13 protein-coding genes are annotated in these 12698 nt (G+C 68.3%); 5 read left to right on the top strand and 8 right to left on the bottom strand.

Annotation, left to right across the window (positions count from 1 at the left end; all coding sequences use genetic code 11):
• The first annotated feature begins 33 nt into the window (after positions 1-33).
• Both J2739_RS03275 and J2739_RS03270 read left to right on the top strand, forming a co-directional pair.
• Positions 34-189, top strand: a complete 156-nt coding sequence (locus J2739_RS03275; RefSeq protein ID WP_309898466.1) for a hypothetical protein — start codon at positions 34-36, stop codon at positions 187-189.
• Between the two features lie 2 nt (positions 190-191).
• Complete coding sequence (locus tag J2739_RS03270; RefSeq protein ID WP_309898464.1) at positions 192-1163, top strand: AraC family transcriptional regulator; 972 nt, start codon at positions 192-194, stop codon at positions 1161-1163.
• Positions 1164-1194: 31 nt separating this feature from the next.
• Here J2739_RS03270 and yfcF read toward each other — a convergent pair whose 3' ends face one another.
• Together yfcF and J2739_RS03260 are read right to left on the bottom strand one after the other, a co-directional pair.
• Positions 1195-1812: a glutathione transferase gene (gene yfcF / locus J2739_RS03265; protein WP_309898462.1), complete on the bottom strand. Its 618-nt coding sequence runs from the start codon at positions 1810-1812 to the stop codon at positions 1195-1197.
• Positions 1813-1888: 76 nt separating this feature from the next.
• Positions 1889-2164, bottom strand: coding sequence for a hypothetical protein (locus J2739_RS03260; RefSeq protein ID WP_309898460.1), 276 nt, complete (start codon positions 2162-2164; stop codon positions 1889-1891).
• A 149-nt stretch (positions 2165-2313) separates the two neighbouring features.
• Between J2739_RS03260 and J2739_RS03255 the strand changes: the two genes are divergently transcribed.
• Entirely contained in the window at positions 2314-2928 is a 615-nt protein-coding gene (locus J2739_RS03255) for a response regulator (protein ID WP_309898458.1), read from the top strand.
• Positions 2928-4730: an ATP-binding response regulator gene (locus J2739_RS03250; protein ID WP_309898456.1), complete on the top strand. Its 1803-nt coding sequence runs from the start codon at positions 2928-2930 to the stop codon at positions 4728-4730. The genes J2739_RS03255 and J2739_RS03250 overlap by 1 nt, the downstream gene beginning before the upstream one ends.
• Before the next feature lie 13 nt (positions 4731-4743).
• Here J2739_RS03250 and hprK read toward each other — a convergent pair whose 3' ends face one another.
• The 4 genes from hprK to J2739_RS03230 all read right to left on the bottom strand — a co-directional run bounded on the left by hprK (position 4744) and on the right by J2739_RS03230 (position 8964).
• Positions 4744-5703 (bottom strand): HPr(Ser) kinase/phosphatase, encoded by a 960-nt coding sequence (gene hprK, locus J2739_RS03245; RefSeq protein WP_309898455.1) that lies wholly within the window; start codon positions 5701-5703, stop codon positions 4744-4746.
• A 31-nt stretch (positions 5704-5734) separates the two neighbouring features.
• A complete protein-coding gene (locus tag J2739_RS03240; protein WP_309898453.1) occupies positions 5735-6202 on the bottom strand; it encodes a PTS sugar transporter subunit IIA in 468 nt (155 codons plus the stop codon).
• A 94-nt stretch (positions 6203-6296) separates the two neighbouring features.
• A complete protein-coding gene (gene hpf / locus J2739_RS03235) occupies positions 6297-6626 on the bottom strand; it encodes a ribosome hibernation-promoting factor, HPF/YfiA family (RefSeq protein WP_309898452.1) in 330 nt (109 codons plus the stop codon).
• A 241-nt stretch (positions 6627-6867) separates the two neighbouring features.
• Positions 6868-8964, bottom strand: coding sequence for an ATP-dependent helicase (locus J2739_RS03230; RefSeq protein ID WP_309898449.1), 2097 nt, complete (start codon positions 8962-8964; stop codon positions 6868-6870).
• Positions 8965-9171: 207 nt separating this feature from the next.
• On the opposite strand from J2739_RS03230, the gene corA reads away from it, so the two are divergent.
• Positions 9172-10158, top strand: coding sequence for a magnesium/cobalt transporter CorA (gene corA / locus J2739_RS03225; protein WP_309898447.1), 987 nt, complete (start codon positions 9172-9174; stop codon positions 10156-10158).
• Here the strand turns inward: corA and J2739_RS03220 are convergent.
• Both J2739_RS03220 and J2739_RS03215 read right to left on the bottom strand, forming a co-directional pair.
• Complete coding sequence (locus J2739_RS03220) at positions 10151-10930, bottom strand: 5'-methylthioadenosine/adenosylhomocysteine nucleosidase (protein WP_309898445.1); 780 nt, start codon at positions 10928-10930, stop codon at positions 10151-10153. The two genes, corA and J2739_RS03220, sit on opposite strands and share 8 nt — an antisense overlap.
• A gap of 13 nt (positions 10931-10943) precedes the next feature.
• Complete coding sequence (locus tag J2739_RS03215; RefSeq protein WP_309898443.1) at positions 10944-12623, bottom strand: long-chain-fatty-acid--CoA ligase; 1680 nt, start codon at positions 12621-12623, stop codon at positions 10944-10946.
• Positions 12624-12698: the final 75 nt, after the last annotated feature.

Raw genomic sequence — 12698 nt, 5'->3', positions numbered from 1 at the left:
GATCGCCCACGGCCGACACGGAGAGCAACGGACATGAGCATGCAAGGCACCGCTGCGGCCATGCAGCACGCGCAGACGGCGCGGGAGCGCAGCCCCGGCTGTCAATTCAGCCTCGGCGCGTCGCGCGCAGCCGTTTCCGATGCGGCGCAGGGCGCCACGCCGCAGGCCCTGCCGACCGGGCTCGATTGACCATGGACGCGCTATCGGAAGTTCTGCGCGTGGTGCGCCTGGTAGGCGCGATCTTCATCCACGGCCGCTTCACCGCGCCCTGGTGCTACCAGTCGCCGAGCGCCGATGCGGCCGCGCACTTCCTGGAGCCAGGCGCCGAGCGGGTGGTCATCTTCCACCTCATCACCGAAGGCGAATGCTTCGTCGAACTGGCCGGCGAGCCGCCGATGCACCTGGTGGCAGGCGACGCGATCGTGTTCCCGCAGGGCGATGCGCACCGCATGACCTCCGCGCCCGGCCTGCCGCCGGCGACCGGGGCTCGCCTCGACCAGGTGCTGTCGCGCCGCCCGCGCATGCTGGCCTACGGCGGTGGCGGCGCGACCACGCGCCTGGTCTGCGGCTACCTCGCTTGCGACGCGCGGTCCGCGCGCCTGCTGCTCGCGGGGCTGCCGCGGCTCTTGCGTGTCAACGTGCGCGGGTCGAACGCCGGCATCTGGCTGGAGAGCTCGGTGCGCTACGCCCTGGCCGAAGCGCGCTCACCGCGTCCCGGCGGCGCCGGCGTACTGGCCAAGCTGGCCGAACTGCTGTTCATCGAGGTGCTTCGGCTGTACATGAACGCGCAGGGCGAGGGCCGCACCGGCTGGCTGGCCGGCATGGGCGATCGCATCGTGGGCGGCGCGCTCACCGCGCTGCACAGCCACCCGGCCCAGGCGTGGACGCTGGAGGCGCTGGCGCGCACGGCAGGCAGCTCGCGCTCCGTGCTGGCCGAGCGCTTCCAGCAACTGGTCGGCACCACGCCCATGCAGTACCTGACGCAATGGCGCATGCTGCTGGCCGCCAACCTGCTGTGCCGTAGCAACGCGCCGCTGGCGCGCATTGCCGAGGACGTGGGTTACCAGACCGACACCGCGTTCAGCCGCGCCTTCCGCCGCGAGTACGGCTGTCCGCCGGCGGCATGGCGGCGCAACCGTTCGGCGGGCGCAGTGGTTCACTGAGCCGTACGCCGACGCGCAGCCGGGCCATGCTTCACAGCGCAGGGCGCGGCTGCTGGACCCAATGCTGGACCGAAGGGCGGGCCCACTGCGCCTTGGCATAGCGGGCCAGGCGCGGCGACATCTCGTCGCCATTGAGGATCAGCCGGTTGAGCATCAGCGCGAGATCGACATCGGCGATGGACCACTGGTCGAACAGGTGGTCCCCGCCATGGCTCAGCAACTTGGTGGCGACCGCGATGAGTTTCTGGGAAGCGTCGAACGCGGCGGGGGACAGGGGCCGCGAGACCGGCCCGTAGAAGACGACTTCCGTGGATCGCTCCTGCCGCAGGGGGCCCAGGTCGGTGCGCAGCCAGGCCTGGACTTGCCGCGCCCGGGCGCGGGCCCGGGGGTGCCGCGGAAAGAGCAGCGGGCCGGGAAAGACCTCGTCCAGGTACTCGGCGATCGCGGACGACTCGGACAGGGAGAAGTCGCCGTCGACCAGGGTGGGCACGCGGCGCGTCAGGGAGAGGGCCGCATAGGCAGGCGCCTGGTTCGCACCAGCGCCGAGATCGAGCGCCTCGATGTCGAAGGAAAGGCCCTTCTCCTTCAGCGCCACGAAGGCGGACATGGCGTACGGCGATGCGAACTGGGAATCTACGTACAGCAGCATGGCTTGGTCGGTGGTGGCCGGGAGGTTGCGATCAGAAGGCATCCGGCGATGGCCGGTGGCGCCGAACGCACGGCCCTCAAGCCGGCTGGAAGTGTTGTTGGATGCGTTGCGCCAGCCGCTTGGGATGGCGGCATAGCGCCTCGATGGAGTAGGAGCCCACGAAGAGGCCCTCTACGTTGAGCTCCACGCTTGCGAAATAGGAGCCCAGCGAAGCGCCGGCGTCGAACAGGCAATACGCCAGCGACTCGAACGTGCCGCTGTCGCCGGCCGGTCCCGCACCGGCCACGAAGGCGCTGATGCGGTAGCTGAAGGCGTTCGAGCCGGCGCGTTGGATTTCGACCAGGGGCTTCATTCGACTGAGGGCGAAGGGGCACGAGCTAGCAATTGTTGGGGTGCCCGATGGTCGCTGCTGCACTGGTCTGCGTAAATAGTCCAAATGGACCGGCCGCAAGGATCGGGTCCTTGGGCAGAATGCCTGGACGCTCTCCGTCCCCCGTCTTCATGCTGCCGCCCCGCATCCTTCTCGTCGACGACCACGCGCTGTTCCGCAGCGGGCTGCGCATGGTGCTCGCCGCCGGCATCGCCGATCTGGAGGTGGCGGAGGCCGCCTCGCTCGAGGAGGCGTTGCGCACGCCGATGCAGGAGCCGGCGCTGGTGCTGCTCGACATCCAGCTCCACGGGCTCAACGGCCTGGAAGGCATCGCGCTGGTTCGGCGCAAGTGGCCGCAGGCGCTGGTGGTGATCCTGTCTTCGGAGGTCTCGCCGCAGAAGGTCCGGCTGGCGATGGAGCGCGGCGCGGCCGCCTTCGTCTCCAAGGCCGATCCGGCCGCCAAGATCCTGGCGGTGATCGACCAGTTGCGCCAGGGCCTGGCCATCGCGTCCGGCGGCGCTCCGGCCGGCGAGGGCGGCGCGGACTCGCAGCCGCTGCTCACGCCGCGCCAGAGCGAGGTGCTCGACCTGATGTGCCAGGGCCTGTCCAACAAGCTCATCGGGCGGCGCCTCAACCTGTCCGAGAACACCGTGCGCGGCCATGTGCAGGCGGTGCTGGCGGCGCTGCAGGTCTCGAGCCGCTCCGAAGCCGGCTTTGCTGCTCGGCAGCGCGGCCTCGTGGCCTGATGGTCTCGCGGCCCCACCTGCCGGAAGACCGCATGCTGGTGGAGCAGCTGCGGCTGCAGCTGGGCAACATCGGCAGCTCGGTGATCCCCACCATCCTGCTGGCGCTGCTGCTGGTCTGGGTGATTTCGAACGACAGCAACGCATTCGCGATGCGCGCCTGGTGCGGCATCACGATCCTGTTCAAGCTGTACCTGGCCTGGGACGCGCGGCGTCTGCTGGCCTCCGAGATCAGTCCCGAGCGCGCACGCCGGCTGCTGCGGCGCAAGATGGTGATCAATGCCATCGACGGCGCGACCTGGGGCTCGCTGGCCTGGGCCGCGCTCGGCACCACCACGGTGGCCGGCAGCGTGCTCGTGGTGGCGGTGCTGGCGGGGGTCGCGGGCAGCTCCATGTCCTCGCTGGCGCCGATCCTGCCGGTGTTCATCGTGTTCGGCGCTGCCGAGCTGGTCGTGCTGGGGGCCAAGCTCTGGCTCATGGGCGACCCGGCCTACGACGCGCTCGCCGTGGCCGCCGTGCTCTACACCGCGGCCCTGCTGGGACAGGCGCGCAACGCCTCGCGCGCAGCGCGCCGGGCCATCGGCCTGCGCTTCGAGAACCTCGAGCTGATCGAGCGCCTGCGGGTCGAGACCGAGCACGCGCAGGCCGCGCACCGCGCCGCCGACGAGGCCAACCTCGCCAAGTCCCGGTTCCTCGCGGCTGCCAGCCACGACCTGCGCCAGCCGATCCACGCGCAGGGGCTGTTCCTCGAGGTGCTGGCGCGCAGCCAGCTCTCGGCCGACCAGCACGACGCGCTGGCCAACGCGCGCGCCACCTGGCAAGCCTCGGCCGAGATGCTCGACACGCTGCTGGACTTTTCGCGGATCGAGGCTGGCGTGGTCGAGCCGCAGATGCAGGTCTTCCCCTTGCAGCCCTTGCTCAACAAGATCGAGAACGAGCTGGCGCCCCAGGCCGACGCCAAGGGCATCGTCTATCGCTCACGCGAGACCCATGCGGCAGTGCGCTCCGACCCGGCGCTGGTGGCGCTGATCCTGCGCAACCTGGTGTCGAACGCGATTCGCTACACCGAGCAGGGCGGCGTGCTGGTGGCTTGCCGCGCGCGTGGCGAGCAGGTGCTGCTCGAGGTGTGGGACACCGGCATCGGCATCGAACCCGCGCAGCACCAGGCGATCTTTCGCGAGTTCCACCAGCTCGGCAATGCCGAGCGCGACCGCCGCAAGGGGCTGGGCCTGGGCCTGGCCATCGCGCAGGGGCTGGCGCGGGCATTGGGGCAGCCGCTCTCGCTGGTGTCGACGCCGGGGCGCGGCAGCGTCTTCCGCGTGGCCCTGCCGGCAGCGCGCGCCGGGGTGGTGGCCGAGGGCGCCGCCGATGCGATGCCGGGACCTTCGCGCGCATTCGACCTGCGCGTGCTGGTCATCGACGACGACGAATCCGTGCGCACCGGCATGCGCCAGCTGCTCGGCGCCTGGGGTTGCGTCTGCGACCTGGCCGATTCCATCGAGGAAGCGCAGGCCCTGGCACGTGCGCACCGGCCTGCCCTCGTGATCAGCGACTACCGGCTGCGCGAGCTGCGCACCGGCGCCGAGGCCATTGCGGCCTTGCGCGCGGAATACGGTGCGGACCTGCCGGCGCTGCTGATCACCGGCGACACCGCGCCGCAGCGGCTGCGCGAGGCGCGCGCGACCGGTGTGCCGCTGCTGCACAAGCCGGTGCTGCCCAGCCAGCTCCATCGCGCGATGTCCGCGGTGCTGATGGGGCGCGAGCTCGATTCCTCGTTCGCCGGGCTCGAGGCACGTCGAGCCTGAGACCTTCACGGCCTCACTCGTCCTCGTGCACGCCTTCCATGGCCTTGTGATGACGTGCCACGAAATCGGCGTAGGTGTCGATGCCCCGCAGCTGCAGGATCGAATTGCGCACCGCCGCCTCCACCAGCACCGCGATGTTGCGGCCGGCCACCACCTGGATGATCACCTTGCGCACCGGAATGCCCAGCACGTCCTGGGTCAGCGGCGCCGAGGGCATGCGCTCGTAGTCGCGCTCGAAGCTGTCGCGCCGCACCAAGTGCACGATCAGCTTGAGTCGCATCTTCCGGCGCACCGCCGTCTCGCCGAAGATGGCGCGGATGTCCAGCAGGCCGATGCCGCGCACCTCCAGCAGGTTCTGGAGCAGCTCGGGGCAGCGCCCCTCCAGCGTGGCCTGGTTGATGCGGTAGAGATCGACCGCGTCGTCGGCCACCAGGCCGTTGCCGCGCGAAATCAGCTCCAGACCCAGTTCGCTCTTTCCCAGTCCTGACTCGCCGGTGATCATCACGCCCAGGCCGAGGATGTCCATGAACACGCCGTGCATCGAGGTCCGCTCGGCGAAATGCTTGGACAGGTAGGCGCGCAGCAGGTCGATCACGAAGGCCGAAGATTCCCGCGTCGCGAACAGGGGCAGCTGCGCCCGCTCGCAGATCGACAGCAGCTGGTCGGGCGGCGTCTGTCCGTCGGCCAGCACCAGCATCGGCGGCTCCAGCGTCACGATGCGGGCGATTCGCCGCACGCAATCGTCGGGCGAGCCGCGCGTGAGGTAGGCCACCTCGCGCGCGCCGAGAATCTGCACGCGGTAGGGATGGATGTAGTTGAGGTACCCGACCAGGTCGGCGGCCGATTGGGCGCGGCTGATGACGCCGGGATCGAACTGGCGTTCCGAGGCGCCCAGGCCGGCGAGCCACTCCCAGCGGAGGGACCCGCGGAATTCCTCGAACATCGCATCGGCACTGATGACGGTCGGCTTCATGCGCCTGACACCCCCGGACGCACGGTGCGCTTCAAGCGACCTGGGCCGACTGCCATCCTGCGATCAAGGCATGCAGCTGGGCGGCGTCGTTGCTCGACTTGATCTGCTCGCGCAGGCCGGCATCGCTCAGCAGTTCGGCAATCTCGGAAAGAATTTCAAGATGTTTCTGGGTCGCCGCTTCGGGCACCAGGAGAAAGATCAGGAGCACCACCGGCTGCTCGTCCGGTGCGTCGAACCCGATCGCATTGGCCAGCTGAAAGACCGCGGCCATGGGCGACTTGAGTCCCTTGATACGGCCATGCGGAATGGCGACGCCGTGCCCCAGCCCGGTGGAGCCCAGGCGCTCGCGAGCGAACAGGCTGTCCGTGATGAGGGCGCGGCCGAGGCCATGCAGGTTTTCGAACAGCAAGCCCGCTTCTTCGAAAGCACGTTTCTTGCTGGTGGCGTCAACGCTCACGAGGACTTGAGCGGGCGGCAGGATGGACGCGAGTCGGTTCATGTTGGGGCAGGGCGGGGGCGATTATGCACCCGCGGCGCAAAAAGCAAAGGGCCGCCCAAAGGCGGCCCGCAAGAGTGTTTGCCCGAAGGTGGTACTACATCACACGCTTCGGCGCCTCGTGGTAGTGATCCTTGAGGCACTCCTTGTGACGCACAACCTGGCGATCGAGCTTGTCCACCAGCTCGTCGACGGCGGCGTAGAGATCAGCGTGGCTCGACTCCGCGAACATGTCATTGCCCTTGACGTGAATATTGCATTCGGCCCGTTGGCGCCTTTCCTTTTCCTTCTGCTTTTCCACCGTGAGGATCACCTTGACATCGACCACCTGGTCGAAGTGGCGGGTGATTCGGTCCAGCTTGCTCGTGACGTAATTGCGAAGCGCGGGGGTGACGTCGAGGTGATGACCGCTGATCGTCAAATTCATGAATGACCTCCTGGAACTGACGGTTGGGGGAAAAGACCCTGCTTCATGGAGGTGAAGCCTGGCCGGCGAAAACCAATGGGGATAGGGACGGGAGAGAGGGGGAGGGGAAGAACGGAAGGTCGGTTCACTATGCCCATGCCGTCATTGAATTGCAATCCCTCTGGGCGCAAACCCCCGCACGGCCCTGGGGTCAAGGCTTGGCAGCTATGAATTTTGTAGTGCTAAAGACCGCGCAATTCGCTCAGCGCCAGGCGGCGCGCAGCCGTTTTTGCAGGTCGATGACCGACGCCGGAGGTGGCACGGCGGGCGCCCGTCCGGCCGGTGGCGGCCAGGTGAGTTGCTCGAAGCGGGTGGCCTCGGCCGCCGAGATGAAGCGCGTGCGGCCCGCGTAGAGATGGCGGTCCCCGCGAACCGCCTGCTGCGTCACGTAGAAGCGCTGCGGAACGATCAGGTGCAGGTGGTCGCGCGCTCGCGTCATGGCGACATAGAGCAGGCGCCGCTCCTCCTCCAGCTCCTGGGCGCCTTGGGCCACGTCGGCGGGAATGCAGCCATCGACCACGTTGAGCACATGCACCGATCGCCACTCCTGCCCCTTGGCCGAATGGATGGTGGAGAGGATCAGGTAGTCCTCGTCCAGCAGGGGCGGGCCGGGGCGGTCGCTGGTGGCCTCGGGCGGATCGAGGGTGAGTTCGGTCAGGAAGCGCTCGCGCGAAGCGTAGCCCGAGGCCAGGCGCGCCAGCTGCTCGACGTCGCCCCGGCGCAGGCCGGCGTCGTCGTGCAGCCGCTCCAGGTGCGGCAGGTACCAGCCCAAGGCGAGCTCCATGTCGGCCGGCCAGGCCAGCGCCGGGGCGCGCAGCTGCGCATAAATGGCCGCGAAGCGCGCCCACTCCTCCCTCGCGGCGGACGGCGGCTGGAAGGCCTGTATCACGGCGCCCGGTTCCTCCGCCTGGGCCATCGCATCGAGCAGCCGCGTCGACGTGGCGGGCCCGATTCCAGGGATCAGCTGGGTGACGCGAAAGCCGGCCATGCGCCCGCGCGGGTTCTGCGCGAAGCGCAGCACCGCCAGCAGGTCTTTCACATGGGCGGCCTCCAGGAACTTGAGGCCTCCGTACTTGACGAAGGGGATGTTGCGCCGCGCCAGCTCGAGCTCCAGGGCCGCGCTGTGGCTCGAGGTGCGGAACAGCACCGCCTGCGACTTCAGCGCCAGCCCGCCCTCGCGGTGCGCGAGCACCCGCTCGGCCACGAAACGCGCCTGCTGGGCCTCGTCGGGCACCAGCACCAGCTGCGGCCGGCCCACCGAGGGCTTGTCGGTCCACAAGGTCTTGGCATGGCGCTCGGCCGCCGCCGCGATCACCGCGTTGGACACGTCGAGGATGGGCTGGGTCGAGCGGTAGTTGCGCTCCAGCGTGACGATGCGCGCCGGCTGCGTGAACTGGCCGGGAAAGTCGAGGATGTTGCGCACCGTCGCGCCGCGGAAGGAATAGATGGCCTGGGCGTCGTCGCCCACCACGGTGAGGCCGCTGCCGTCGGGCTTGAGGGCGCGCAGGATGGCGGCCTGCAACAGGTTGGTGTCCTGGTACTCGTCGACCAGCACGTGGTCGAAGCGCGCGCCGACCTGCGCGGCGAGCGCGGGCTCCGCCACCATCTCGGCCCAGTACAGCAGCAGGTCGTCGTAATCGAGCACCTGCTGCGCCTGCTTGGCCTCGACGTAGGCGCCGAACAGGCGCTTGAGCTCGGCCTCCCATTCGGCGCACCAGGGGAAGGCCTGCGCCAGCACCTCGGCGAGCGGCGCGCCGCCGTTGACGACGCGCGAGTAGATCGCGAGGCAGGTCCCCTTGCGCGGGAAGCGGCGCTCCATGGCGGCCAGGCCGATGTCGCTGCGCACGAGGCCCATCAGGTCCTCGGCATCCCCGCGGTCGTGGATGGTGAAGCTGACGTCGAGGCCGATCTGTGCCGCGTATTCGCGCAGCAGCCGGGCACCAATGCCATGGAAGGTGCCGGCCCAGGGCAGCGCCGGCGGTGCCTCGGAGCGCAGGCCCAGCACCTTTGCCAGCACCTGGCCGGCGCGCCGCTCCATTTCCTGTGCGGCGCGGCGCGAGAAGGTCAGCAGCAGGATGCGCTGCGGATCGGCACCCCGCGCAATCAGGTGGGCGACGCGATGCGCCAGCGTGCTGGTCTTGCCGGAGCCGGCGCCCGCGATCACGAGCAGCGGCCGCATGTCCGCCGCCTCGCAAACCCCATGCTCGACGGCCGCGCGCTGCGCCTCGTTGAGCTCCGCGAGCACCGCGGCAAGACGCTCTTCCTGGTGCAGGGGGGCGGGGATCGCGACACTGGACATCGAACGCGACTTTACTGGATATCCATCCAGACCTCTTGAGGAAAATGCAAGAGCCCGGTGACATAATCGCGCCTCGCTGCAACCGGAGACTTCGGATGGAAACCATTCCGCCTCGGCAGCTTTCAACTCCCCTGTGACGCATTGCCGGCCGGGGACTTGAAAGCGCCCCTGCCCCGCCAACCGCCACAAACCACCCGGGAGTGAGCCATGCTCAACATCTTCACGCTCGCCAACGGGCGCCTCGTCCAGGAAGAAATCGAAGCGCTCGAGGAACTGTCGCAATACCAGCCGATCTGGGTCGACCTCGAATCGCCCACGCTGGAGGAAAAGCGCTGGATCAAGCAGTACTACGGCCTGTCCATCCCCGAGGACGCGATGGACGAGGACATCGAGGAGTCGGCGCGCTTCTACGAGGAAGACAACGGCGAGCTGCATGTGCGCAGCGACTTCCTGATCGACGACGCCGACGACCCGCGCTCGGTGCGCGTGGCCTTCATCCTCAACCAGCACAACACCGAGCTGCGCAGCCGCGGCGTGCTGTTCTCGATCCACGACGAGGACGTGCCGGTGTTCCGCCTGCTGCGCATGCGCGCACGCCGCGCGCCGGGGCTGATCGAGGACGCCAAGGAGGTGCTGCTGAAGCTCTTCGACGCCGACGCCGAGTACTCGGCCGACTCGCTGGAGAACATCTACGACGAGCTGGAAATCGCCGGCAAGAAGGTGCTGGAAGGCAATGTGAGCGACGAGCTGGCCGGCGAGGTGCTGGCCGCCATCGCTCGCCAGGAAGACCTCAACGGGCGCATTCGCCGAAACGTCATGGACACCCGCCGCGCGGTGAGCTTCATGATGCGCAGCCGCATGCTCAACGCCGAACAGTTCGAGGAGGCGCGGCAGATCCTGCGCGACATCGAATCGCTGGACAACCACACGGCTTTCCTGTTCGACAAGATCAACTTCCTGATGGACGCCACCGTTGGCTTCATCAACATCAACCAGAACAAGACCATCAAGATCTTCTCGGTGGCCAGCGTCGCGTTGCTGCCGCCGACGCTGATCGCAAGCGTGTACGGCATGAACTTCAAGCTCATGCCGGAGCTGGAATGGAGCTACGGCTACGGCTATGCGGTCGTGCTGATGGTCGCCAGCGCGCTGGTGCCGATGTGGTACTTCCGGCGGCGCGGCTGGCTCAAGTAGCCCGCGCGTCGGCGCCCGAAAGCCCGGCCAGCCAGCCCTCCATCAGCGCCAGGCTGTAGCGGCTGGCCACCGCCGAAACGAAGCGCAGGAAGTCGGTATGGGCCTGGTCGTCGGCGCGGTCCGAGATCGTGCGCACCGCGGCGAAGGGCACGCGGAAGTCATGGCAGACCTGGGCCACCGCGGCGCCTTCCATCTCGCAGGCGAGCGCGTCGGGCAGGTCGTGGCGCAGCGCCTCGCTGTCGGCCGCCCGCGCGATGAAGCGATCGCCGCTGACCACCAGACCGCGGTGCAGGCGCGGCGCGTGCAATCCGAAGTCGTCGACCACCTGCTGGCCCAGCAATGCGACCGGATCGCGCAGCAGCCCTTCGGCCACGGCCGCCAGCGAATCGCTGATGGCGGTGTCGGTGGCGAAGCGTGCATGTCCCGTCAGGGGCACCTCGTAGCGCGGGAAGATCGGCGACGCATCCAGGTCGTGCTGCAGCAGCCGGCTCGCCACCACCACGTCGCCCACCCGCACCCCCGGCGCCAGCCCGCCGGCCACGCCGGTGAAGACGATGGCGCGCACGCCGAAGCGCTCCAGCAGCACGGCGGCGGTGGTGGCCGCCGCGACCTTTCCGATGCGCGACAGCACCGCCACCACCGACTGGCCCTGCAGATGCCCGACCCAGAAATCGCGACCGGCGACGCGCACCCGCCGCTCGTCGGGCATCACGGCCAAGAGCGCGCCCAGCTCCTCCTGCATGGCAGCCACGATTGCGATCGGCGCCGCCATTGAAGTTGCCCGGCTACTTCTTGTTGTCGCGCAACTCGCGACGCAGGATCTTGCCGACCGGCGTCTTCGGCAGCTCGGTGCGGAACTCGACCACCCTCGGCTGCTTGTAGCCGGTGAGGTTGGCGCGGCAGAACTCGCGCACCTGCGCATCGGTCAGATCGGGGTTCTTCTTGACGATCACCAGCTTGACGGCCTCTCCGGTCTTGTCGTCGGCGATGCCGACGGCCGCGCACTCGAGCACGCCCGGGATCTGCGCCACCACATCCTCGATCTCGTTCGGATAGACGTTGAAGCCGGACACGAGAATCATGTCCTTCTTGCGGTCGACGATCTTGAAAAAGCCGCGCTCGTCGACCACGCCGACGTCGCCGGATTTGAAATAGCCGTCGGGCGTCATGACCTTGGCGGTCTCGTCAGGGCGTTGCCAATAGCCGGCCATGACCTGCGGGCCCTTGATCGCGATCTCGCCCGGCTGGCCCACCGGCACCTCGCGGCCCTCGTCGTCCAGCAGCTTGAGGTAAGTGCTCGGCAACGGCACGCCGATGGTGCCGGTGTAGGCGGTGCTGGTGGTCGGGTTGCAGGTGGCCGAAGGCGAGGTCTCCGACAGTCCATAGCCTTCGCAGATCGGGCAGCCGGTCTTATCGAGCCAGAGCTTGGCGACCGCGCCCTGCACCGCCATTCCGCCGCCGACCGAGACCTTGAGGTTCTTCCAGTTGACGGTATTGAAATCCGGGTGGTTGGCGAGCCCGTTGAAAAGCGTGTTGACCGCCGGGAAGCTGTGGAAGGTGTGCTTGGAGAGCTCCTTCAGCACGGCCGGGATGTCGCGCGGATTGGGGATCAGGATCAGCTTGCCGCCGGTGCGCATGGACAACATCATGTTCACCGTGAAGGCGAAGATGTGATAGAGCGGCAGCGCGCACACGCTGGTGGGCTGTTCGCCGACCGGCACCTTCTGCATGACGGGGTCGTTCCAGGCCTCGGACTGCAGCACGTTGGCGATCACGTTGCGATGCAGCAGCACCGCGCCCTTGGAGACGCCGGTGGTGCCGCCGGTGTACTGCAGCACCGCGACGTCGTCCGGCCCGATGGCTGCCGGCTGCGGCTTGCGCCCTGCCCCCTTGTCCAGCGCATCGTTGAAGCGCACGGCGCCGGGCAGGCTGTAATCGGGCACCATCTTCTTGACGTTGCGCACCACGTAGTTGACCAGCGCGCCCTTGAGCAGGCCGAGGCGATCGCCCATGCCGCTCAGCACCACGTGCTTGACCGGCGTCGCTGCGATGCACTGCTGCAGCGTCTTGCCGAAGTTCTCCATGATCACGATGGCCTTCGAACCCGAATCCTTGAGCTGGTGCTCCAGCTCGCGCGGCGTGTACAGCGGATTCACGTTCACCAGGATCAGCCCGGCACGCAGGATGCCGCAGACCGCGATCGGATACTGCAGGCAGTTGGGCATCATGACCGCCACGCGGTCGCCCTTGGTCAGGCCCAGGCCCTGCAGGAAGCCGGCGAAGGCGCGGCTCTGCTTGTCGACCTCGCCGTAGCTCAGGTCCTTCCCCATGAAGCTGTAGGCGGTGCGGCCGGCGAACTTGGAAAAGCTCTCCTCCATGAGCTGGACCAGCGAGGCGTAGCGCGAAGCATCGATGTCGGCCGGCACGCCTTGCGGGTAACTGCTGAGCCACGGGCGGTCAGTCATGGATCTGTCTCCTCAAACGAAATTCTGCTTCCTGCTCGCGAAAAAGCCGCCCGACCTCGACGGCACCGGGCGGCG

The organism is Variovorax soli (genome assembly GCF_031454625.1).
GTDB lineage: Bacteria > Pseudomonadota > Gammaproteobacteria > Burkholderiales > Burkholderiaceae_C > Variovorax > Variovorax soli_A.
Note: the sequence above shows the minus strand (reverse complement) of the source record. Positions and strands in the feature narration are given on the sequence as shown.